This is a genomic window from Parasutterella sp. St.1A3, assembly GCF_059728705.1.
Genome location: NZ_BAAGFK010000001.1, coordinates 563,230 through 587,021, shown reverse-complemented (window position 1 = coordinate 587,021; position 23,792 = coordinate 563,230). Strand labels below are relative to the sequence as shown.

21 protein-coding genes and 1 other RNA gene are annotated in these 23,792 nt (G+C 52.6%); 9 read left to right on the top strand and 13 right to left on the bottom strand.

Annotated features, from left to right (window positions below):
• Window positions 1–47 precede the first annotated feature (47 nt).
• The 3 genes from carB to carA are packed head-to-tail and all read right to left on the bottom strand — an operon-like array spanning window position 48 to window position 5,063.
• Window positions 48–3,269: a carbamoyl-phosphate synthase large subunit gene (carB, locus tag AC6I1F_RS02700; protein WP_160334425.1), complete on the bottom strand. Its 3,222-nt coding sequence runs from the start codon at window positions 3,267–3,269 to the stop codon at window positions 48–50.
• Window positions 3,262–3,876 (bottom strand): D-sedoheptulose 7-phosphate isomerase, encoded by a 615-nt coding sequence (gmhA, locus tag AC6I1F_RS02695; RefSeq protein WP_160334426.1) that lies wholly within the window; start codon window positions 3,874–3,876, stop codon window positions 3,262–3,264. The genes carB and gmhA overlap by 8 nt, the downstream gene beginning before the upstream one ends.
• Window positions 3,873–5,063 (bottom strand): glutamine-hydrolyzing carbamoyl-phosphate synthase small subunit, encoded by a 1,191-nt coding sequence (gene carA / locus AC6I1F_RS02690; protein WP_251449948.1) that lies wholly within the window; start codon window positions 5,061–5,063, stop codon window positions 3,873–3,875. The genes gmhA and carA overlap by 4 nt, the downstream gene beginning before the upstream one ends.
• A gap of 286 nt (window positions 5,064–5,349) precedes the next feature.
• Between carA and tal the strand changes: the two genes are divergently transcribed.
• The 4 genes from tal (at window position 5,350) to AC6I1F_RS02670 (ending at window position 9,645) form a co-directional block, all read left to right on the top strand.
• Window positions 5,350–6,318: a transaldolase gene (tal, locus tag AC6I1F_RS02685; RefSeq protein ID WP_288319267.1), complete on the top strand. Its 969-nt coding sequence runs from the start codon at window positions 5,350–5,352 to the stop codon at window positions 6,316–6,318.
• 30 nt (window positions 6,319–6,348) lie between these two features.
• The gene (gmk, locus tag AC6I1F_RS02680; RefSeq protein ID WP_160334429.1) at window positions 6,349–6,999 is read left to right on the top strand and encodes a guanylate kinase; all 651 of its coding nucleotides are present in this window, start codon (window positions 6,349–6,351) and stop codon (window positions 6,997–6,999) included.
• Between the two features lie 16 nt (window positions 7,000–7,015).
• Complete coding sequence (gene rpoZ / locus AC6I1F_RS02675) at window positions 7,016–7,216, top strand: DNA-directed RNA polymerase subunit omega (RefSeq protein WP_160334430.1); 201 nt, start codon at window positions 7,016–7,018, stop codon at window positions 7,214–7,216.
• Between the two features lie 110 nt (window positions 7,217–7,326).
• Window positions 7,327–9,645: a RelA/SpoT family protein gene (locus tag AC6I1F_RS02670; RefSeq protein WP_160334431.1), complete on the top strand. Its 2,319-nt coding sequence runs from the start codon at window positions 7,327–7,329 to the stop codon at window positions 9,643–9,645.
• A gap of 122 nt (window positions 9,646–9,767) precedes the next feature.
• Here the strand turns inward: AC6I1F_RS02670 and ansB are convergent, their stop codons facing one another.
• The 9 genes from ansB to ffs form a co-directional block, all read right to left on the bottom strand.
• Window positions 9,768–10,811, bottom strand: coding sequence for an L-asparaginase 2 (gene ansB, locus AC6I1F_RS02665; RefSeq protein ID WP_160334432.1), 1,044 nt, complete (start codon window positions 10,809–10,811; stop codon window positions 9,768–9,770).
• A gap of 377 nt (window positions 10,812–11,188) precedes the next feature.
• Entirely contained in the window at window positions 11,189–12,022 is an 834-nt protein-coding gene (locus AC6I1F_RS02660) for an ABC transporter permease (RefSeq protein ID WP_160334433.1), read from the bottom strand.
• A 1-nt stretch (window position 12,023) separates the two neighbouring features.
• Complete coding sequence (locus tag AC6I1F_RS02655) at window positions 12,024–12,833, bottom strand: ABC transporter ATP-binding protein (RefSeq protein WP_160334434.1); 810 nt, start codon at window positions 12,831–12,833, stop codon at window positions 12,024–12,026.
• A 62-nt stretch (window positions 12,834–12,895) separates the two neighbouring features.
• Entirely contained in the window at window positions 12,896–13,942 is a 1,047-nt protein-coding gene (locus tag AC6I1F_RS02650) for an ABC transporter substrate-binding protein (RefSeq protein WP_160334435.1), read from the bottom strand.
• A 97-nt stretch (window positions 13,943–14,039) separates the two neighbouring features.
• A complete protein-coding gene (locus tag AC6I1F_RS02645; RefSeq protein ID WP_160334436.1) occupies window positions 14,040–14,180 on the bottom strand; it encodes a hypothetical protein in 141 nt (46 codons plus the stop codon).
• Window positions 14,181–14,315: 135 nt separating this feature from the next.
• Complete coding sequence (gene recR, locus AC6I1F_RS02640; protein ID WP_160334437.1) at window positions 14,316–14,924, bottom strand: recombination mediator RecR; 609 nt, start codon at window positions 14,922–14,924, stop codon at window positions 14,316–14,318.
• Window positions 14,925–14,928: 4 nt separating this feature from the next.
• The gene (locus tag AC6I1F_RS02635; protein WP_304879052.1) at window positions 14,929–15,237 is read right to left on the bottom strand and encodes a YbaB/EbfC family nucleoid-associated protein; all 309 of its coding nucleotides are present in this window, start codon (window positions 15,235–15,237) and stop codon (window positions 14,929–14,931) included.
• A gap of 39 nt (window positions 15,238–15,276) precedes the next feature.
• Complete coding sequence (dnaX, locus tag AC6I1F_RS02630) at window positions 15,277–17,403, bottom strand: DNA polymerase III subunit gamma/tau (RefSeq protein ID WP_160334439.1); 2,127 nt, start codon at window positions 17,401–17,403, stop codon at window positions 15,277–15,279.
• 115 nt (window positions 17,404–17,518) lie between these two features.
• An RNA gene (ffs, locus tag AC6I1F_RS02625) (signal recognition particle sRNA small type) lies at window positions 17,519–17,614 on the bottom strand.
• A gap of 250 nt (window positions 17,615–17,864) precedes the next feature.
• On the opposite strand from ffs, the gene trxA reads away from it, so the two are divergent.
• From trxA to AC6I1F_RS02600, 5 genes are all read left to right on the top strand, one after another.
• Entirely contained in the window at window positions 17,865–18,188 is a 324-nt protein-coding gene (gene trxA, locus AC6I1F_RS02620) for a thioredoxin (RefSeq protein ID WP_160334440.1), read from the top strand.
• A gap of 128 nt (window positions 18,189–18,316) precedes the next feature.
• A complete protein-coding gene (gene rho / locus AC6I1F_RS02615; RefSeq protein ID WP_160334441.1) occupies window positions 18,317–19,573 on the top strand; it encodes a transcription termination factor Rho in 1,257 nt (418 codons plus the stop codon).
• Between the two features lie 194 nt (window positions 19,574–19,767).
• Window positions 19,768–20,061: a type B 50S ribosomal protein L31 gene (locus tag AC6I1F_RS02610; protein ID WP_160334442.1), complete on the top strand. Its 294-nt coding sequence runs from the start codon at window positions 19,768–19,770 to the stop codon at window positions 20,059–20,061.
• Between the two features lie 132 nt (window positions 20,062–20,193).
• Window positions 20,194–21,927, top strand: coding sequence for an ArnT family glycosyltransferase (locus tag AC6I1F_RS02605; protein WP_160334443.1), 1,734 nt, complete (start codon window positions 20,194–20,196; stop codon window positions 21,925–21,927).
• An 11-nt stretch (window positions 21,928–21,938) separates the two neighbouring features.
• Entirely contained in the window at window positions 21,939–23,330 is a 1,392-nt protein-coding gene (locus AC6I1F_RS02600) for an MATE family efflux transporter (protein ID WP_160334444.1), read from the top strand.
• A 34-nt stretch (window positions 23,331–23,364) separates the two neighbouring features.
• Here the strand turns inward: AC6I1F_RS02600 and AC6I1F_RS02595 are convergent, their stop codons facing one another.
• Window positions 23,365–23,688: an FMN-binding protein gene (locus AC6I1F_RS02595; RefSeq protein WP_160334445.1), complete on the bottom strand. Its 324-nt coding sequence runs from the start codon at window positions 23,686–23,688 to the stop codon at window positions 23,365–23,367.
• Window positions 23,689–23,792 lie beyond the last annotated feature (104 nt).

Here is a 23,792-nt window from a genome sequence, read left to right as displayed (position 1 = left end):
GCTTTTCCTTTACTTCATAGAGCGCCCTTGCGGGCGCGTTTCAATAATTAACTGTGTTTAGCGTGCAGTTCCTGCTGGGCGTACACCTCGGTGTCGTCCATATGCTGAATGCCTTCTATGACCGCCAGCGCGTTTGCCATCGCCGTATAGAAAGTCACATGGTTGGCAAGGCTCGCGATACGGATTGCGGAGGCGTCGGCAATTTCCGAGCGGTTTTCGGCGGCAACAGCAATCACAAGATTGATATTGCCGTTCTTCAGTTCGTCTACCACGTTGGGACGACCCTCGGAAACCTTGTTGACGACTTCACACTTAAAGCCCGCTTCGCGGATCACTTTTGCGGTGCCACGTGTCGCGACAAGCTGGTAACCCGCATCGACGAACTGCTTGGCAAGCTGCGGCAGTCTCGGCTTGTCTTCATCCTTAACGGAAATAAAGACGCGGCCTTCTCTCGGAATCGCGGAGTCCGCGCCGATCTGGCTCTTAAAGAGCGCTTCGCCGAAGCTTCTGCCGACACCCATGACTTCACCTGTTGAACGCATTTCAGGTCCGAGGACCGGATCGACGCCCAAGAACTTGGCAAACGGGAAGACGGCTTCCTTAACGCTGTAGTGATCCAGATCCACTTCAACGGGCTGGCCCTGCTCTTCAAGACTTCTTCCTGCCATGCAGCGGGCCGCAATCTTAGCGAGCTGCTGACCGGTGGACTTGGAGACAAACGGAACGGTTCTCGAGGCTCTCGGGTTCACTTCCAGCACGAAGATTTCCGGATGATCCGTAAAGGCGTGCTGAATCGCAAACTGAACGTTCATCAGGCCGACCACGCCGAGCGCTTTGGCCATCAGGCGAGTCTGACGCTTGACCTCTTCCACAATCTGCGGATCAAGAGAATACGGAGGAATGGAGCAGGCGGAGTCGCCCGAATGGACGCCTGCCTGTTCAATGTGCTGCATCACGCCGCCGATACGAACTTCTTTGCCGTCGGAAACCGCGTCCACGTCCATTTCAACCGCATCATCAAGGAATCGATCGAGCAGAACCGGAGAGTCAAACGTTACTTTGATCGCTTCACGCATATAGCGCTCAAGCTCGCCTCTTTCATGCACGATATCCATCGCGCGGCCGCCAAGCACGTAGCTCGGACGGACCACTAACGGGTAGCCGATTTCTTCGGCTTTGCGAATCGCTTCCTCTTCGGTATGAGCGGTACGGTTGGGCGGCTGGTGCAGACCGAGATCCTGAAGCAGATGCTGGAATCTTTCACGGTCTTCTGCCGCATCAATGGAGTCCGGTGTTGTACCGATAATCGGCACGCCGTTGGCTTCGAGCGCGCGGGCAAGTTTCAGCGGAGTCTGGCCGCCGTACTGAACAATCACGCCTTCTGGTTTTTCCACATCGATGATTTCAAGTACATCTTCCAGCGTCACCGGCTCGAAATAGAGACGATCACTGGTGTCATAGTCCGTGGAAACGGTTTCCGGGTTGCAGTTCACCATGATGGTTTCGAAACCGTCTTCGCGCAGCGCCATGGAAGCATGCACGCAGCAGTAGTCAAATTCAATACCCTGACCGATGCGATTGGGGCCGCCGCCAAGCACAACGATCTTTCTGCGGTCGGTCGGATTCGCTTCGCTCTCCTCTTCATAGGTGGAGTACATGTAAGCGGTATCCGTGGGGAATTCTCCCGCGCAGGTGTCCACGCGCTTATAAACCGGACGAACTCCGAGTTTATGACGCAGTGTGCGTACGCCGTCTTCCGTCACGCGGAGCAGTTTTGCCAGACGTCTGTCGGAGAAACCTTTCTTCTTCAGATAAACAAGCTCTTCCTTGGTCAGTTCGGCAAATTCCATCTCCTTGAGGCGTCCTTCGATATCCACAAGTTCCTTGATCTGAACCAGGAACCACGGATCGATTTTTGTGACGCGATGGGCCTCTTTAACGGAGTAACCCAAACGGAAGGCATCCGCCAGGTACCAGAGACGGTCAGGACCGGGCTCACTGATTTCGTGATGAATCTGAGCCTTGTCCGTGCTGATCTCATTGAGACCGTCTTTACCGGTTTCAAGGCCGCGCAGCGCTTTCTGAAGGGCTTCCTGGAACGTTCTGCCGATCGCCATGACTTCGCCGACGGATTTCATCTGAGTCGTCAGACGCTTATCGGCTTTGGGGAATTTTTCAAAAGCAAAACGCGGAGCTTTAACAACCACGTAATCGATGGTCGGTTCAAATGAGGCCGGTGTCGCGCCGCCCGTGATTTCATTTCTCAATTCGTCAAGTGTATAGCCCACCGCAAGTTTCGCGGCGATCTTAGCGATCGGGAACCCGGTCGCTTTGGAGGCTAAAGCTGAAGAGCGGGACACGCGAGGATTCATCTCGATAACGACCAAACGGCCGTCCTTCGGGTTGACCGCAAACTGCACATTGGATCCGCCCGTATCAACACCGATCTCGCGCAAAATCGCGATCGAGGCGTCACGCATGACCTGATACTCTTTATCGGTCAGAGTCTGAGCCGGCGCCACGGTAATCGAATCACCGGTATGAACACCCATCGGATCCAGGTTTTCGATCGAGCAGACGATAATGCAGTTGTCTTTGCTGTCACGAACCACCTCCATCTCGTACTCTTTCCAGCCGAGCAGCGATTCTTCAATCAGCAGCTCATGCGTCGGAGAAAGTTCAAGACCTCGTGTGCAGATCTGGATAAATTCTTCCATGTTGTAGGCGATACCGCCGCCGGTTCCGCCGAGCGTGAAGCTCGGACGAATAATCGCGGGAAATCCGATCTTGACCTGCACTTTAAGAGCGTCGTCCAGCGAGTAAGCGATGCCGGATCGGGCGCTCGAAAGGCCGATCTTGTCCATCGCTTCCTTAAATTTCAGACGGTCTTCGGCCTTTTCTATCGCGGCGGGAGAAGCGCCGATTAGTTCGATTCCGTATTTTTCGAGTACCCCGTGCTTGGCAAGATCCATCGCGCAGTTCAGCGCGGTCTGGCCGCCCATGGTCGGCAGAATCGCATCAGGGCGTTCCTTAGCGATAATGCGTTCCACCACCTCGCGGGTAATCGGCTCAATATATGTCACATCGGCTGTCTGGGGGTCCGTCATAATCGTCGCGGGGTTGCTGTTGACGAGAATGACCTTATAGCCTTCCTCGCGAAGAGCCTTACAGGCCTGCGCGCCGGAATAGTCGAATTCGCAGGCCTGGCCGATGACAATAGGACCCGCTCCGATAATAAGAACGGATTTAATATCAGTGCGCTTAGGCATTTTCTTTTTCCTTAGATTCGGTTGATTCTGCAAGTCCGGCTTCAATGAGCTCGATCATGATGTGAATGAGCTTGATATGCAGCTCCTGCACACGATCGGCAAAGCGCCCGGCAGGCGTCACGATCGCCACATCCGCGAGTTCGCATATCGGGGTGCCGCTTTTTCCGGTGAGCGCGACCACACGCACACCGCGCGCCTTTGCAGCCTGAGCGGCTTTAACCACGTTTTTGCTTGTGCCGCTCGTTGTGATCGCAAGAAGAACATCGCCTTCTTTTCCTACCGCCTCAAGAAAGCGGGAGAACACATATTCGTATCCAAAATCATTGGCCACGCAGGACATATGTGAAGGATCGGCAAGCGACATCGCGGCGATCGCGGGCCGATCCTGGCGGAATCTGCCCGAAAGTTCCTCGGCAAAGTGCATTGCGTCGCAGAGCGAGCCGCCGTTGCCGCAGGACATGACTTTGCCGCCGTTTTTAAGCGAGGCGATCATCAGGTTCGCAGCCTGAGCGACGCGCTCGAGCGCTTCTTCGTTGGCAATCAGGTTATTGAGACCGGAGCGCGCTTCTTCAAGCGCAGCTTTTACTTGCTGAATTTGATCTTTCATAGACTTTTCTTAGCTTCCTGAATCTTGTCGAGGAAGTGGTTGAAGAGATCCTGAATATCGTGCGGTCCGGGGCTCGCTTCCGGGTGTCCCTGGAAGCAGAAAACCGGCGCGTCTGTCAGCTCGAAGCCCTGCAGAGAGCCGTCAAAAAGTGAGCGGTGCGTCACTTTCACGTTCTCGGGCAGTGTATCGGCGTCCACCATGAAGCCGTGGTTCTGGCTGGTGATATAGACGCGCTTGGTTTCGAGATCAACGACCGGATGGTTCGCGCCGTGGTGACCGAACTTCATCTTGAGTGTTCGGCCGCCGCAAGCAAGACCCAGGATCTGGTGGCCGAGGCAGATGCCAAAGAGCGGAATGCGCGCGGCAATCGCTTTCTGAGCCACTTCAATCGCAAAATCGCACGGTTCGGGGTCTCCCGGACCGTTTGAAAGGAAAATACCGTCAGGATTGACTTCCATCGCTTCTTCAAATGTTGTCTTAGCCGGCACGACGACCACATGGACACCGCGATCGGCTAAAAGACGAAGGATGTTTTCCTTGATACCGAAATCCCATGCCACTACGGTGTAGGGATATTCCTCGGGCTGGAAGGAGCCGGGGCGGCCGTAGCCGTTATCCATGCGCCATGTTCCTTCGCCCCATTCGTAGCGGTAGGTGGTGCTGACCTGACTGGCAAGTTCCTGACCAACCATACGCGGCGCCTCAGCAGCCGCTTTGGCAGCCTCCGCGATCTGCGCTTCGGTGAGTTTGCCGCAAGCCGCAGCGACAATGCATCCGGGCTGAGCGCCCTTCGTTCTGAGAATTCGCGTCAGGCGTCTTGTGTCGACTTCGGCGATCGCCACAATGCCGTTCTGTTTGAGATATTCGCCAAGGCTTCGCTGGCTTCGCCAGTTGGAAACCACCGGGGATTCGCTGCGAATCACCAGTCCGGCGACATGAACATCGGAAGACTCGACGTCTTCCTGATTAACTCCGACATTACCAATGTGCGGATAAGTTAATGTAACTATTTGACCTGTATAAGAGGGATCTGTGAGGATTTCCTGGTAGCCGGTCATCGCTGTGTTAAAAACCACTTCTCCGACAGTCATGCCGGGAACTCCGACCGACCGGCCTACAAAAACAGCTCCGTCCGCAAGCACTAAGGCTGCTTCGGGTCGGGTGTCATCAATTAGTTTTGTTTTCACTATGACTCCGTATCACCATCGAGACGCCGTTTCGGTCCCGATCGCATTTGTTGAGATTGCGTCAGCCGAAGCTCATTCTCCGACTAAACTTTTTGATTATATCAATGCAATTTACGTGCCTTTATGCCTCTCAGTACTGTTTTTACGGAGTCTTCACCAAGGCTTTCCCGCATCCTTGAGAACGCACTCTAAGCAGTCCGGAGGTATCTCTTTGATTTCATCTGTGATAATCTGCTTAGATTAATTGCATTTTGGCTGACTATTCAGCGTATCTGAAGAACATAAAATCATGAAACAGGTTGACAAACTCTCATCCTTTACAACCATCGTCGCCGACACCGGCGACATCGCCTCCATCGCTAAGATTCAGCCTCAGGATGCGACCACTAATCCTTCTCTTATTCTCAAGGCGGCCAATGTCGCTGATTATCAGCCGCTTCTTAATGAGGCCGCGCTCAGCGCCGAATCTCTTGAAGACGCCGCCGACCGAGTGCTGGTCAATTTCGGCTCTGAGATTCTCAAGCATGTGAAGGGACGTGTTTCCACAGAGGTCGACGCCTCTTTGTCTTTTGACACCGAAAAGACCGTTGCGAAAGCGCGCCGCATTATCGCGCTCTATCAGGAAAAAGGCATCGGCAGAGGACGCGTACTTATTAAGATTGCTGCAACCTGGGAAGGCGTGCAGGCCGCCAAGGTTCTCGAAGAGGAAGGCATCCACTGCAACCTGACGCTGATTTTCTCGGCCGCTCAGGCTGAAATCGCAGCAAACGCCAAAGCGACTCTGATTTCGCCATTTGTCGGCCGCATCTATGACTGGTACAAGAAAAAAGCCGGCGAAAGCTGGGTTGAATCCGAAAACCGCGGCGTGAACGACCCCGGCGTCAAGAGCGTGACAAACATCTTCCATCTGCTTAAAGGCATGGGATCCGAGACTCAGATCATGGGCGCGAGCTTCCGCAATAAGGATCAGATCATCGCGCTCGCGGGCTGCGACTTGCTGACGATCTCTCCTGCGCTCATTCAGGAGCTCTCTGAGAGTGAAGAAGCGTTTGAGCCGCAGCTTGACAAAGCCAAGGTACAGCCGCTCTGCCGCAAACCGATGACCGAATCCCAATGGCGTCTCGCCATGTGTGAGGACGAAATGGCGTCCTTCAAACTTGACGAAGGTATCCGAGCTTTCATGAAAGACACCATGAAGCTCAAAGAAATTCTTCGCAGCCTTGAAGCTGCCCGCGGCAAAGCGTGGGCAAATTAAGACAGCGATGCTCGTATTGAGGAGACTGAATTGACAGAACAATCTCGGAAAGAACCGGCGAGCGGCTACGGCTCGCTGTTTCTGGTTTCCGCGCCGAGCGGAGCCGGCAAATCTTCGTTGGTCAACGCTCTGCTTGCTCAAATGCCCGACATCGCTTTATCGATTTCAACCACAACCCGCGCGCCGCGCCCGGGCGAAGTGAACGGGCGCGAATATCATTTTTCAACGGTTGAGGATTTCCTCGCCGCACGCGACAGAAACGAATTTTTAGAATGGGCCGAGGTTCACGGAAACTATTACGGCACTTCCCGCAAATGGATTGAAGACCGCATGCTCGCGGGCGGCGATGTGCTCCTGGAAATCGACTGGCAGGGCGCTCGCCAAGTGCGCAAGCATTTCCCGGAAGCGGTCAGCATCTTTATTCTCCCGCCCTCCATTCAGGCGCTGGAAGACCGCCTTCACAAGAGAGGTCAGGATTCCGAGACTACCATCACAAAACGCCTTTTGGGCGCGGGCGCAGAGATGGCTCATGCCTCAGAATTCAATTACGTTATAATTAATAGAGTTTTTGAAGACGCGCTGAAGGAATTCAGCGCCATCGTTACAGCCAGCCGACTGCGATTTGATAAGCAGGCGGCTCGTTGTCGTGATGTTTTTATCCAGTTGGGTATTCCCGGCTGAACATTGGATGAATTAAATGGCACGTATTACAGTTGAAGATTGCTTAAAGAAGATCCCGAACCGTTTCCAGATGGTTCTTGTGGCTTCCGTCCGCGCCCGTCAGCTTTCTCAGGGACATGCGCCCAAGATCGAATGCAAGGACAAGGCCAGTGTTGCGGCGCTGCGTGAAATCGCAGAAGGCGTAACAGGATTGGAGATGCTGAGTCAGATAAAATAAGGGTTTATCTGCATCGACGCCAAGGGTTCGGCAAGAGGCCGAACCCTTTTTTATTGGTCAATTGGTGCAGAATATAAGAAAACAACACTTCCAGCACAGGAGAGCAGCCCATGGATCAAACCGGCAAGCCGCAGCGACAGAGTGTCGCCAAGAGAGCTGCAAATTTATTTAAGTCAGCTGTCGGGCTTACTACAGAAGAAAAGCCGGCAGTTCAGAAGGAGGAGAAACCTGTTTCCGAAGCGCTCGTCGTCGAGAAACTGAGTCCGGTCGCTTCTGCAAACAAACTTGCTGAGCGCTGCCGTCTTTACCTTTCTACTGCCGACGTCAACAAAATCAGAGAAGCATTCCGCTATGCGGACGAGGCACACCTTGGTCAGTTCAGAAACTCAGGCGCCCCCTACATTACGCATCCGATCGCTGTCGCGGAAATTCTTGCTTCCTGGCATTTGGACGCACAGGCCATTGAAGCGGGCCTTATGCATGACGTTCTTGAAGATACCGGCATCACAAAAATCGAGATGAGCGAAAAATTCGGCGTTAAGGTCGCCGATCTCGTTGACGGTGTCTCAAAGCTCGACAAGCTCAAATTCTCTTCCAACGAAGAGGCCCAGGCGGAAAGTTTTCACAAGATGCTGCTCGCGATGTCCAGGGACGTCCGCGTCATTCTCATCAAGCTAGCGGACCGCCTGCACAACATGCGTACGCTCGGCGCGGTCAAGCCGCATAAGAAATTCCGCATCGCCAAAGAAACGATGGACATTTACGCGCCGATCGCAAGCCGACTCGGGCTGTACTCGGTCTACCGGGAACTCACCGACATGAGTTTCTCCTACATGTATCCGATTCGATACAAAGTTCTGGAGAAAAAAGTTGAGGATGCTCGGGCTCGTAAGAAAAATCAGCTTGATCAGATTTTCCATGAAACCAGCGACAAACTCGCCGAACGCAAGATCTCCGGCGAAGTCCAGGGCAAGAGCAAGGCACTCTGGCGCATTTACACCAAGATGAAAGAGCGCCACATCCACTTTAGCGAAGTGCTGGATGTGCATAGTTTCCGCGTACTGGTTTCAACTCGAGACGACTGCTATCGTGCGCTTGGCGTGATTCATGAACTCTTCAAGCCGGTTCCCGGCCGCGTCAAGGACTTTATCGCGATTCCGAAGGCGAACGGCTATCAGAGTCTGCACACCACGGTTATCGGTCCCGGCGGACTGATGGTGGAATTTCAGATCCGCACCGAGGAGATGCACCACATTTGTGAAGACGGCATCACCGCCCACTGGCTCTATCGAGACCGTTCCCAGGCCGAAGCACTTCAGCGCTCGACTACCAACTGGCTGAACAGTCTGTTGGAGATTCAGAAGCAGAGCGGAACTTCGCTTGAATTCATGGAGAACATCAAGGTCGACATCTTCCCCGACCGAGTCTATGTATTCTCTCCGCAGGGCAAAATTATTCAGCTGCCGAAGGGCGCGACCGCGGTCGACTTCGCCTATCAGATCCACTCGGATTTGGGCAACTGCTGCGTCGGCTGTGAAATCAACGGAGAAAGAGCGCCGCTCACTCAGCAGCTGAAGAACGGCGAGATGATCAACATCATCAAGGGCGACAAGCCCACTCCCAATCCTTCCTGGCTGAGCAGCGTCAGAACCGGCCGAGCCCGAGCCGAGATTCGTCAGTACATGCGCTCGCTCTCTGCTGAGGGCAAGATCGAACTTGGCCGAGAACTGATCGCGCGTCTTTCCAAGACACACCATCTGCCGATCTCTAAGGTTACGGATGAAGATTGGGAACGCGTCTGCAAGGCCAACGGTTTTGCTGATAAGAACGCGGTGCTCGAAGCAATCGGAAGCGGTCAGAAAGACAGTCTGCTGCTGGTGCATCAGCTCACTGCCCGTCATTCGCTGCGGAGCAAGGGCGAATCGCCCGAGCAAAGAGAGCTTGATCCGGTGCTGAATCTTAGGGGCAGAACCTGCAAACTTTCGCCCTGCTGCACTCCGGCGCGCGATGACGCGATTGTCGGTCACAATATTAAAGCGACCAACACCGTACACATCCATCGCAAGGACTGCTCACACGTTCAGAGAGGTCTGAGAAGCGATCCGGAAACCTGGTCGGATTTCCAATGGAATCCCCAGTATCACGAGGGCTTCCATATCAAGCTTGATATCGACATTACGGATATTCATTCGACACTGGAACAGATCACCGGCACGATCGCCAAGCAGGGATCGAGCGTTACCGGTTTCTCCATGTCGACTCCGAGTCCCGACAGTGCCAAAGTTGAGATCACGGTGCTGGTTAAAGACACGAATCATCTCTCCAAGATCATCAATGCGATTCGCGCCATTGAAACGGTTCGTGTTGTCAGCCGTCATCTTGAAGCCGATATCAACACAAAACCTGTGGATGTCGAAGCGGACGAATAATCTTTTCTTTCTTGAAAAAGGCCGCTGCCAATTTTGGCAAGCGGCCTTTTTTTGATTTCAGAATCGAGCCGAAACTGTGCGGGAGCCCTCCTTTAAGCACTTATCCGGCCGGATTTCCAGTCTTAGTACTGGTCAAAGTTCTTCTGGATTTCTTTCGGATCCTTTGTCTGAGTCAGAGAGAGCATCAGGAGAACACGAGCTTTCTGAGGATTCAGAGAGCCGGAAGAAACAAAGCCGTACTTCGCGTCATCAACTTCTGCGTCCTTAGTTGTGGAACCGGTCGGAACACGAGAAGAACGAACGATCGCGATGCCGTTCTTAGCCGCTTTCTCGATGATCGGGAAAGTGGACTGATGGAGGTTGCCGTTGCCGACACCGGCGGTCACAATACCGTCGTACTTGGCGTCTACCAGAGCCTGGGCCTGAACGCCTTCAACACCGGCGTGCTGATAAACGATGCCGACCTTCGGCAGTTTGTCGAGCTTGCTGACATCAAACGGAGTCTGTGTTGTGTGTTTTGTCACAGGAGCTGCGTCCCAAAGAACTTTGCCGTTGTGGATCGTAGCGAGCTGACCGGCATTCGGGCTTTGGAAGGTTTCTACACCGGTTGTGTTGGTCTTCATAACATCGCGGGCACCCAGAACTCGGTCATTCATCACAACCATCACGCCTTTGCCTTTAGCGGTAGGATCAGCAGCGACGGCAACCGCGTTGTAGAGATTGGCAGGACCGTCAGCGGAGAGGGCGTTGGAAGGACGCATCGCGCCAACGAGAACGATCGGCTTGTCGCACTTAGCGGTCAGGTTCAGGAAGTAAGCGGTTTCTTCCATCGTGTCTGTGCCGTGTGTAATTACAAAACCATCTTTTTTAGCGCATTCGGCATTAATTTTCTTAGCAAGTGTGAGCCAAACCTGATCGCTCATATCCTGTGAACCGATCTGAGCGACCTGTTCGCTGGAAACGTTTGCGACGTTCGCAAGTTCCGGAACGGCCTGAACCAGCGCATTGACACCGACTTTAGCTGCGGAGTAGCTGGTCTGATCAGCGGCCTTGGCCTGACCTGCGATCGTACCGCCTGTGGCGTAAACAGCAACTTCAGGCTGAGCGGCGGCAGCGGCCGCACAGACAGCGGCTAAAGATGCGGCGGCAATAGTTTTTAATAACATTGTGTTCTCCTCTAAACGATTGAATAATCAAAGCTTCTAAGTGGTCATAAGCTTCGTTTTTAACTAATACAAGAATTTGGTATTAGTACGGGTAATTGTAATTAATTCTTTCAAAAAGAATATCCCCGTTTTTAGTGTTTACCTTAGTAAATATAATGACAAGTAATTCTATTAATAGCGTATTTACGTTATATATTTATATTTTCTGCGCCATATTCCTAAGAATTTAGTTTTTCTTTTATTCAAAATTCAAACAAAACGGTCTGAAATCTCTTCGAACAGATTCCGTGCGCTACGCAATAAAGTGAAGCTTGCAGACAGAAAAAAAGCATGAGCGGCTTTTGGCCATTCATGCTCTTTTTGTGAATTTACACGAGTTAGAGTTTTTCGCTCTTACCGCCCTTAGGCTGCCATCTCATGTAATGATGCTCAGCAAGCGACACCGCCCAGTCAAGCACCAAAGCAAAGCCGGTCAGCACCAGAATACCCGCCATAACGGTATTGATATCGAAGGTACTTTCGGCCTGAAGAATAAGATAGCCGACACCGCTGGCAGAGCCTAAGTATTCGCCGACCACCGCACCAACGAAAGCCATACCGACGGAAGAATGCAGTGAAGAGAACACCCAGCTTGTCGCACTCGGAAGATAAACGTAGCGCAGAAGCTGACTCTTATTGGCGCCGAGCATTCTCGCGCTCGCCAAAACGTTCGGACTGACTTCACGCACGCCCTGATAAACGTTAAAGAACACAATGAAAAATACGAGCGTAATACCGAGCGCGACCTTAGAGCCAATGCCCAAGCCGAACCATACGCCGAAGATCGGGGCCAAAATCACGCGGGGCATCGAGTTCAGACCCTTGATATAGGGATCCGCAATCGCCGCGGCTGTGGGAGCAAGCGCAAGCCAAAGTCCGATGAAAAGGCCGGCAATGGTACCAAACGCAAACGCCAGAACGGTTTCTGTCAGCGTGACCCAAAGATTGGGATAGATTTCATAGTTTACGAAGAACCAATCCCAAATCACCTTAAAGATCTGAACAGGTTCGCCAAAGAAGAAAGCGGCCTGATTTTCATCCTCAAACATGAAGGGCGGAACAAGACCCGGCTTGGTCATCAGCCACCAGAAGAAGAAAATCGCAACTAAAAGAAACAGCTGACAAGTCACCAGCTTGGTACGAGACTGAAGAATGGTTGTATGTTTTGTCATTTTATTTCACCCTGTTTCTCATGTTCTCATAGCCCTTGAGCACTTCTTCTCTCAAGTCGGCCCAGATGGCGTTATGCAGTTCTATAAAGCGCGGCGTGACTCGAACTTCTGCCACATCACGCGGACGAGCGATGTCAATGTAGAACTCGCCGATCGGGTGAGAACCCGGGCCGGCCGAGAAGACGACGACTCGGTCGGAGATAGAGATCGCCTCATCAAGGTCGTGGGTAATAAAAAGTACCGCTTTTTTCTTCTGTGCCCAGAGTTCAAGCACTTCGTTTTCCATCAGCTGACGCGTCTGAATATCGAGCGCTGAGAACGGCTCATCCATCAAAATGATGTCCGGATCCATAATCAGCGTCTGAGCGAGCGCGACGCGCTTGCGCATACCGCCGGAGAGCTGATGCGGGTATCTGTTTTCAAAACCGCTCAAGCCCACACGGGAAAGCCAGTGCTTGGCCATCTCATGGCGTTCTTTCTCCGCAACTCCTTTGAACTGAAGGCCTGCGGAGACATTGTCAATCGCGGTTCTCCAGGGCATCAGGGCTTCGGCCTGAAACATGTAGCCTGCTCTTTTATTAAGGCTCTGCAGTTCTTCTCCGAAAACCTTGACCGTGCCTTTTGACGGGGAAAGCAGGCCTGCGGCCATATTCAAAATCGTTGATTTGCCGCAGCCGGTCGGACCGACTACGCTGACGAATTCTCCGTCGCCAATCGTCAGATTGACATCGCGGACTGCTGTGTAGTGCTTATTGTCATCAGAGACAAAACTGCAGGTTACGTCAGTAAATTCCAATGCGGGTTGAGTCATTTTATTCGTTCTTATCTAATAAACAGGACGGAGCTCGGAACCCGAGCTCCACATTCGCTATTTTATTTGCTGAGCGGATATTTTTTTAAGGCTTCGTCAACAAATTTATTGGTGTAGACGCGGCCGAGGTCAAGTTTGGCCGGATCAAGCTTGTCGTTCACCTTGCGGAGCACATCAAGAGAGATCTGGGCGCAGCCGTCGGGGAATCTTCCGTCCGGAGAAAGCGCGTCGCGATTGCCCTCAAATCCGGCGAGATACACTTCGCGGTTACCCATCAGGTAGGATTCCGGGACCACCTTGGCGACTTCTTCGGCGCTCGCTTTAGTCAGCCACTGATTGGCGCGAACCATCGCGTTTGTCAGCGCCTGAACCGTGTTCGGGTTCTTCTTCACAAAAGCTTCGGGAGCGTAAAGCGTTCCGGCAACCAGGTCGCCGTTAAAGATCTTTTCAGCCTCACTGACTTTACGGGTATCCACGGCCATTTCGGCGTCGCCGTTCTGCAGAAGAATTGTGACAACCGGGTCAAGGTTGATGAGCGCGTCGATCTGACCGCTGCGCAGTGCGGAAACCGCACCGGAAGAAGAGCCGACTCCGATGAACGCCACATCCTTAGGTCCGAGACCGCCTTGAGCAAGGATGTAAGTCAGAACCGCCTGAGAGGAAGAGCCGGGCGCAGTAACGCCGATCTTCTTGCCCTTCAAGTCGGAAATCTGCTTGTAATCCTTCATCTTTTTGTTCGAAACCAGAAGCGCCTGCTGAGGAGCTCTGCCCTGGAGCACAAAGGCAACCATCGGCTGATTCTTGGCCTGCATGGAAAGGGTGTGTTCAAAAGCACCGGAAACTACATCGGCACTGCCGCCAACAACCGCCTGAAGAGAGCGGGAGCCGCCCTGAAAGTCCACAACCTTGACATTGAGACCTTCGTCTTTGAAATAGTTGAGGCGCTCGGCAATAGTTAAGGGAAGATAGTAATAAAGGCTTTTACCGCCGACGGCGATGGTGACATCTGTTTTTTCCGGCGCTGCCTGAGCAAAGCTTGTCGGAGCGGCAATCATCGCTGCGGCCGCGAACGCGGCGGCGATGACAGTTCTGCGAGTAAAGGTGATCATTGTTTTCCCCATAAAAAAAGGCCCGTTTTGGATTACGGACCGTTCTTGTTTACTAAAACTTCTCTGAAACTTTTTTTGCTAATCAAAAACAGTCCGCTCACGCAAGTAGGCGCAGTCGCAGCAGGGGCAGGGCCAGGCCCAGAGCAAGACCGAGAAGAGAAACAGAGGCAAAAGAAACAGCAGTCGCCGGTTTTTTAACCGGGGCTGTCATATTTCGATGGCCTGGAAATGTATTCACTTTCTCTTCCGCTGATTAACGTTACAAAATAAGAATACCTTTTATCTTTGCTCTGCGCGAAAAATCGAATAAGTATTTTCCTTAATCTCGAAAGAAATTTTCAGAAAATCCGGTTTTATGAGAAAAGAATACTGTTTAGAGTTCACGCACTCGACGATTGAGCATCGCCTGAGCGACGGTATTCACGTCGGTATACTCAAGCTCCGCACCGGCAGGAACGCCTTTAGCGATACGCGTTAAACGCAGCTGAGGATGATGTTTGGTCAGCAGATCCGTGATCGCGAGCGCAGTGGCCTCACCTTCAGCGGTAAAAGAAGTTGCGATAATGACTTCCTTCAAAGAGTCCTCTGCGGTTCTCTGAATCAGCTTGTCCAGTCCGATTTCGTGCGGACCGATGCCGTTGAGCGGAGAGAGCCTGCCCTGAAGTACGAAGTATCTGCCGTTATAAGAAAGACTCTGCTCAATGACCATCAGATCGGCGACGGTTTCAACGATGCAGAGCTGGCTGTCGTCACGATTGGGTGACGAGCAGAAAATGCAGAGATCCTTATCCGTAAGACTGTTGCATCTCGGACATTTATGAACGCAGTCGACTGCCTCGAGCAAAGCCCTGCCCAATCGAGTCGCGTCGGATCTATCTCCGCTGAGAAGCTGATAACTAATGCGCTGAGCCGCTCTCGGTCCGATACCGGGGAGCCGCTTCAGCGCATCGATCAGCTCAGATATAGCACCTGGCTGTTCCATTCAATTAGAACGGCAGTTTCATGCCGCCGGTTGCCTTGCTGATCTTCTTGTTGGTTTCTGCTTCAACCTGCTTATTGGCATCATTGATAGCGACAAGCAGCAGGTCCTGAAGTGTTTCCACATCGCCGTCTGCGCCGACCAGACTTTCATCAATCAAAACGCTACGGCAGACGTTTTTGCAGGTCATTGTGACTTTGACCATACCGTTGCCGGCTTCACCGGTCACTTCGATGGTTTCAAGCTCTTTCTGAGCTTTCTGAATGTTCATCTGCATGAGCTGAGCCTGTTTCATCATCTGGCCCATCTGGCCCATTCCGCCAAAACCTTTCATTTATCTATCCTTTTTAAAAAGTTAATTCTTTCTGACCTGTCCGTTCTCATCGAGAAGCTCGAGATCATCGGCAGTCGCCTGAAAACCAAACAGCTCCTGAGCCTTCTTCACGAGCGGTTCGTTCTTAACCGAAGCGAACGCCGCCCGCTTTTCGTCTCTCAGTTTCTGCGCCCAAAGCATGCGCAGATTCTGTCCGCTGCTGCGGGCCACTGAAACGGAAAGTGTAAAACTATCGCCGAAACGCTCCCGCAATTTCGCGGTAAGTTTATCAACCATATTCCGATCTGTCAGTTTCTCCAGATCCACCTTGAGTTCCATGTGATTGTTCTCAAAGCTGACAAGTTCGGCGCTCGTCACCAGCGGCTGAGCAGAATCTTCCAGCTGAATTGCTTCTGCCGCCTCAAGCCAAGGATTCATTTGAATCGGCTCCTCTGGGATGACTTCACGCTTTTCTTCTTCACGTGCTCTGCGAGGCAGGGACTTCAGAGCTGACGGGACGTCCGAAAAACTGATGTCGTCCATTGCGGGCGGAAAATCCGGAGCCGAGACGTCATCAAAAGGAAAAGGACTGCTCCCGACGGGGTCAGCCGCTACTAAATCATCGTAGTTCAGATCTGAATCCGTCGGAGTCCACGCCGCTCCGTCATCATTTCCCCAGTCCGATTCGTTCGGGACGGCTGCCGGCGCCGCAGGAGCAGGAACCGCTGCGACCCTCTTATCCGTCGCATCGGGTGCGGACGCTTCTTTCACAGCCGCTTTTTTCTGCGCCGGTGCTCGAGCTGCGAGAATTCCTTCGACATAAACAACTTCGCGCTTTTCTGACATGTCCCACGGAGGCAGATCTCCCTGAGGGATCATCGATGCGGGCGCTTCTGCCTTCTGAGGCTTCGGATCTGAAACGACAGGAGAAACTGCAGACTCCGCTGCAGCCGGCTGAACGTTTGTTTTAGCCGGCGGTTCAGCCTTCGCCGGCTCAGATTTTGGGAGCGGAGCCGCAGCCGCTTGCTTTTCCGTGATCGGAGCCGGTATCGCCGGAACTTTATTGCCTTCAAACGGTGCAAAGGCGAGCATGCGCAGAATCGCCATCGTAAAGCCCGCGTACTCGTCCGGCGCCAAATGCATTTCGTTGCGGCCGTGAATCGCGATCTGATAAAAAAGCTGGACTTCGCTTGGAGAGAATGCCTGTGCGAGTTTCGCCAAATCCGCCGCATCCGGCTCTTCCGGATTGAGGGTATCGGGCAGCTGCTGCGCCATTGCGATCTGATGCAGAAGCACTGCCAAATCTTTCATGGCCTGGTTATAAGAAAGGCTTCGCGCGCCGATCTCATCAGCGACCGCCATAATGGATTTAGCATCGTGATTGGCAAGCGCGCCAAGCAGGCGAACCAAAGTTGTGGAGTCGACGGTACCGAGCATTTCGCGCACCGAATCCAGCGTCAGATTGCCGGCGCTGTAGGCGATCGCCTGATCCAAAAGTGAAAGTCCGTCACGCATGGAACCGCGGGCTCCGTTCGCAAGAAGTCGCAGCGCGGGCTTTTCAAATGAGACGCCCTCTTTCACCAGAAGTTCAGCCATGTGATCGGAAATCAGCTGCGGAGAAAGACTTTTCAGATTGAACTGCAGACAGCGGGAAAGCACCGTAACGGGAACCTTCTGCGGATCTGTTGTCGCCAAAATAAATTTCACGTATTCCGGAGGCTCCTCGAGCGTTTTCAGCATGGCGTTGAACGCCGCGCTCGTCAGCTGGTGCACTTCGTCGATCATATAGACCTTGAAGCGGCCGCTGGTCGGAACATATTTCGCTCTTTCGAGCAGTGAGACCATGTCGTCGATGCCGCGGGTACTTGCCGCGTCCATTTCAATGTAATCAACGAAGCGGTCTTCATCGATCGCGCGGCAGGCTTCGCACTTTCCGCAGGGCTCGGCGGTGATTCCGCCTTTGCCGTCTTCCCCGACGCAGTTCAGACACTTGGCTAGAATACGGGAGATCGTCGTTTTGCCGACGCCTCGAGTGCCCGTGAATAAATAAGCGTGATGGAGTCGATTCTCAGTCAGCGCATGAGTCAGAGCCCGAACGACGTGGTCCTGCCCAAGCAGTGACGAGAAATCATGAGGACGCCATTTACGCGCCAGTACCTGATATGACATGAAGAATCTCCGACAAGGCTGTAAGAGTGCCTTTCTCCTGAAGAAAATTATATTAAGGCAAGCTGTCCGATTTTAGGATAATCGGCATCAACGGTCACTTCGGAAAACAAAAAGAAAAAGCGAACCACACCTCGGCACTACTTCCTCCGCTATGGCTGCTTCGTTCCCGACCTGACCAGATTCACGGTTTCCATATGCGAGGGGGCTCGCAGGCAGAATTATATATGAACAGACAAAAATAGGAAGCGGCTCTTAACAATTGGATACCGCTCGGCGTAAAATCCAGTTCTATTCAATATCATGCAGTATGCAAACTGTGTATAGTTACATGAATCCCAACAGAATCCCCTTTTGGGGAATACCCGGCGGCTCCTATTTGCCTCGGTGTTAGTATTTTCCCTGTTGGGCTCCGACAGAGTTCTCTGTCAGAGCATTCCAATTTTGATAGGAGATTTAAAAAAATGGCTTTGAAAAATGTGACGGACGCGTCCTTTGTTGATGATGTTCTCAATCAGAAAGGCGTCGTTGTTGTCGATTTCTGGGCCCCCTGGTGCGGTCCCTGCCGCATGCTTGGGCCGGTTCTGGAAAAGGCCGCAGAATCGCTGCCGGAAGGCGTTCAGATCGTAAAGTACAACGTTGACGAAAGTCAGAGCGTTGCTCAGCAGCTGAACGTTCGCGGAGTGCCGACACTGGCTGTCTACAAAGACGGCGAGCTTCAGGCTCAGCAGGCCGGCGTTATGAACACTGCTCAGTTCGCAGCGTTCCTTCAGAAGTTTATCGGCTAATTGTTCGAATCGTCTCGGTCGGCTCCGACCGAGACTTCCCACCTCTCTTTTTCTCCCTCCCTATTATTTAATTAAGCCCAATCGGTGAAGCATTTTTGCTATTAATCTCCCGATTGTCGATATTTCTTATGCATCTTTCCGATCTAAAGTCTAAGCACGTTTCCGAGCTGCTGGATATCGCACTCGAACTCGACGTAGAAAACGCAAGCCGCCTGCGCAAGCAAGAACTGATGTTCGCCATTCTTAAAAAGCGCGCGAAAGCGGGCGAACAGATTTTCGGTGACGGTACGCTGGAAATTCTTCCTGACGGTTTCGGTTTCCTTCGCTCTCCGGTGTCTTCATATTTAGCCAGCACGGAAGATATTTATATTTCCCCTTCACAGATTCGCCGCTTTAATCTTCATACCGGCGATACCGTTGAAGGCGAAGTCCGCATTCCTAAGGACGGAGAACGTTATTTCGCGCTTGTCAAAGTGGATAAGGTCAACGGCCTGCCTCCCGAAGCGCTCAAACACAGAATTCTTTTTGAGAACCTCACACCGCTCTTCCCCGATCAGATGCTCAAGCTCGAACGCGACATCTCTTCGGAAGAAAACCTGACCGGCCGACTGATTGACATCATCGCCCCGATCGGCAAAGGACAGCGCGCCCTTTTGGTCGCTTCTCCGAAATCCGGTAAGACGGTTCTCATGCAGCACATCGCGCATGCGATTACCGCCAATCATCCCGATGTCATTCTGATGGTGCTCCTCATCGACGAGCGTCCTGAAGAAGTGACCGAAATGGAACGCTCCGTCAAAGGCGAGGTCATCGCCTCCACCTTCGATGAACCGGCAACTCGCCACGTTCAGGTTGCCGAAATGGTGATCGAAAAAGCCAAACGCCTTGCTGAAAGCAAGAAAGACGTTGTCATTCTGCTTGACTCCATTACACGTTTGGCCCGCGCCTACAACACCGTTGTTCCTGCCTCCGGCAAAGTCCTAACAGGCGGTGTGGACTCCAATGCGCTTCAGCGCCCGAAACGCATCCTCGGCGCCGCGCGTAATCTTGAAGAAGGCGGCTCACTCACCATTATCGGTACAGCTCTCGTCGAAACGGGCAGCCGTATGGACGACGTCATCTATGAAGAATTCAAAGGCACCGGCAACATGGAAATCCATCTTGACCGCCGTCTTGCTGAAAAACGTGTCTACCCGGCCATCAACGTGGCCAAGAGCGGCACACGACGCGAAGATCTGCTGCTTGATCCGAAGACACTTCAGATGATTTGGGTCCTGAGAAAATTCCTCTACGACATGGACGAAATCCAGGCGATGGAATTCCTCCTCGACAAGATGAAACCCACGAAGAACAACGCAGAATTCTTCGAAATGATGAGACGCTAACCGTCCCCGGACATCAGCCGGCTTCAGAAGAAGCCGGTTTCTTCTTAATCTATCCGTTTGCTTTCAAACGATTTTTAGGGCATAATGTCGCCCTTGTTTTAACTTAGGCACGTTCCGACATGCCTGACATAAGACCTGCACCGGCAGGCAGTCACGCAAGGTTGGTGGCGACCGACAATTTTTTTGGAACTTTCATGAAACAGAATATTCATCCGCAGTATCGTGAAGTCGCCTTCACCGATATGTCCATCGGTAAGACCTTCATCATCCGCTCTACCGCAGAAGCTCGTGACACCATCGAAATCGACGGCGTTACCTATCCGCAGGTTAAGCTTGATACATCCAGCGAATCCCATCCTTTCTACACTGGCGCCCAGACTCGTATCGTCGAAGCCGGCCGTGTTGAAAAATTCCGTCAGAAGTTTGCTGCCAAGTCTGCCGCCCTCAAGGCAAGCGCAGAAGCCGCTAAAGCAGCTAAGGCTAAGTAATAGCAAATATTCGACAGCAGCGCTTGCGAATTCAAACGTAAGCGCTTGTAATGAGTGGGCAGCGATAAGCTGCCCTTCTTTTTATCGTTAGAATTTAGTCGTTATTTATCCATTCTCATACAAAGGTTTGATGTGATTACAACAAATTCATCTCCGGCCTCCGTCAATGAGTCGGAGGCACGCAAACTCCCCCGCTGGCTTCTTTTCGCGGTTCTTATCGCCTTTGTATTGCCGCTGTTCTTCTCCTCAGACGTTTGGAGCGGCCGCTCACTTTCCTCGTTCGGTGTCGCCTGGAACATGGCGAACGGCTCTTTCTCCGACTGGCTGATGCCGAATATTAATGACGTTCCGGTAGCTGACGCCGGCCCTCTTTCCTATTGGCTTGAAGCGATCAGCATCCTCTTATTCGGCCGCATCTTCGGCGATGTCGCCGCTTATCACATCGCGGCCGGTCTGTGGTTTGCGATTACCACCGCTTCCATCTGGTACACAGCCTATTCTCTGGCGAGCCGAGACGAAGCACTTCCGCTTAAATTTGTATTTGCCTCTGAAGTTCACCAAAGGGACTACGCAAGAGCGTTAGCCGATATCGCGGTACTGATGACAGTCGGAACCTACGGTCTGATCGCGGCCTTCCACGAGTTATCCGTGGTCACAGCGGTTCTCGCGTTTTCCTCTTTCGTACTTTTCTGCGTCGTTATTTCGCTGCGTTATCTTTGGACGGGTTCCATTCTCGCAGGACTTTCGCTCGGCGCTATCGCGCTTTGCAGCAGCCCCGGCGTCGGTCTGTGGTGTGCGCTTGCAGCATGGGTCGCAATTATCTGCACTCCGGATTACACCAGCCGCACCAAGCGTACGATCGTTACGCTCGCGTCCGCCTTTTCGACCGCCATGATATGGCCGGCTCTGGTATTCCTCGCCTATCCCGCCGAGGGCTATCACTGGTTCGGGTCCTGGCTTGGTCTCAGCACCAGTGCGTTTGCTCCGCTTGCGCTCACGGATTATCCCTGGCTGATCAAAAACCTGATCTGGCTGACGTTCCCGCTTTGGCCCTTGGCGATTTGGGGTGTGTACTCCTGGCGCAATCAGATTCATCAGGCTCCTGTAGCCATTCCGCTTTCCTTCTTCCTGGTCGCGCTCTGCTCGGTCCTCTTTACAGGAACGGAAGCCAACAGCACGATCCTCTGCATTGTGCCTTCGCTCGCTATTTTGGCTGCTTTCGGCATTGTGAGCCTCAAACATTCGGAAGAAAACGTACTGGATACCTATGCCATCGTCGTCTACACACTGGCGATCGGCGCTGTGTGGTTCTACTTCTATGCGTGGACTCAGGGCGAACCTGAGAAGATGGCCTACTCTCTGACTCGTCTGGCGCCCAACATTACCGAACACGGAACAAGCGGTATTCTGCTGATTCTTGCCCTTGTGATGACTGTCGCCTGGCTTGCGCTGGTTTTCTGGCGCTTATTCCGTCGTCCCATCTATATTTGGCGCGGAGCTCTTTTGAACGGAGCCGGCCTTACTGCCGTCTGGGTTATTGTCATGAGTCTCTTTGTCAGCCTGATTGACGGCGCAAGCTCCATGCAGCCAATTGCTGACAGCGCCGCTAAGGCACTCGCAGCCGAAGGCGCAAAAAGCGGAACTGTCGCGCAGTACAACCTTACCAAGAGCGATATCGCCGCATTCAACTATTGGGGCGGCATTTCCTTTAACGAGGAAGAACAGCCCGAATGGGTTGTTGCAAGCGTAAACGCTGATTCTGAAGAAGCCCCAGAGTCGCTCTCAGACTACCGAGCGGTCAAAGTCATTGAAGGCAGACCGAGAAGCGGTAAGCAGTTCCTTATTCTTCAGAAAGTCGCAGACTGAGGCCGGAGGGTATGACAACACGAGTTTTGCCGCGGCTGCAGCCGCCGGACACGAGCTACTGGTCAATCCTGAGGCTGTCTTTGCCAATTTGGATTTCCAACTTGGCGATTGTAGGCGGCGCCACAATTGACACACTGATGACCGGCCACTTAGGAGCACAGGACCTTGCCGGCGTAGCCATCGGCCTGGCCGTTACGGTTTCCGTATTTATTGCGCTGGTTGGTGTCATGCAGGGCTTATCTCCGATTGCAGGACATCATTTCGGAGCCGCAAACCATAAACGAATCGGCTATGAGCTTCATCAGACCATTTGGCTCGCTATGTGTCTCTCGGTCATTGCGATCGCGCTGATGACATATACGCCGCTTTGGATGACTCTCACCAATGCTCAAGGGCGCGTCGCCGAAGTCGCTTCAAGCTTTTTGATCATCAACGCCATCGGACTTCCTGCAGCGATGTGCGGCAGAGCCTACATGGCGCTTAACGCCGCGGTCTCTCGCCCGAAAGTGGCGATGTGGATTGCACTTCTGATGCTGCTGTTTAAGATCCCGACAAACTACGCGTTTATTTTCGGCTGGTGGATCATTCCGGGATTCGGAGGCGCAGGATGCGCGATTTCTTCGACCATTAATGCGTTTCTCAGCTGCACGCTTTATTGGGCCATTTGGCACTATGACAGCTTCTACGCAAAGATGCGTCAGGAAAGAATCTGCAAACCGGACCTCAAGGCGCTTGCCAATCTGCTGCGGCTCGGTATTCCGATCGGGCTTTCTTCCTTCTTTGAAGTGACGTCTTTCACGTTCATGACGATTTTCATTTCTCGTCTTGGCGCAGATATCGTTTCAGCGCACCAGATCGTGTCCAACCTCAGTTCACTCTTTTACATGGCGCCTCTCGCTATCGGTGTCACAAGCTCGGTGCTGGTTGCGCAGTCGATCGGAGCAAACAGTCCTCAGAATGCGCGTCTAGCCACCAAGAGAACATTGAAATTTGCTATCTGTCTGGCGGTCTGCGTCGCTCTGTTGCTGTACTTCTTCAAGTATTTCTTCCTCGGTCTCTATACCAAGGATCAGGAAGTCATCGCTGTTGCAGCCTCCCTGATTGCGTTCTGCTCGATTTACCACGTATTTGACGCCATTAACTGTGTCGGAAGCTTTGCAATGCGCGGCTATCGAATTACAGTACTGCCGATGGTGCTCTACGGCGTCTTCCTGTGGGGCTTCGGTTTGGGATTTGGAAGCATTCTGGCGTTTACCGATTATCTGACACCGGAGCCGCTCGGGGCTGCGGGCTACTGGTCTGCGATCACGGGAGGTCTGATTCTTTCAGGTTCTATTGTCGGCATCTTCGCGGTCCGTGTGGCCAAAAAGAAGGAGCTTGGTCAGCCGGTTTGGATCCGCTAAAAAAGTTAAGGAGGCCCAAGAGCCTCCTTTATTTTTACTGCGCTTTGGAAAGCGCGTCTTTTACCGCCTGTTTGATTCCGTGAGAAGATTCCGTCGCTCCGCCCACATCCGCGACGTCAGGCGTATTGTTTTTGACCATCGCTGCGGGAAGCTCCGCGGCAGGTCCTGCCATAATTGCGTCCGTATCGGAGTGTCTCAGAATTTTGACATCAGAGATTTTTCCGTCTTTTACCACAACGCTGACTTTCGTTCTTCCACCTTTGCCGTTTCCAACACCGACATAGGTTCCATCTTTATAAGCCGCTGATGCGGATGCGGCAAAACACAGAAGCGCTGCGGCACAAAGGCTCTTTCTCATATATCACCCAATATATTGAAAAATAAATAAAAAAATAAGAAAAAGACAATTCAGAAAACTACTATATATCCAGTCTAATCGAAAATCATTATCATTTAGATCGG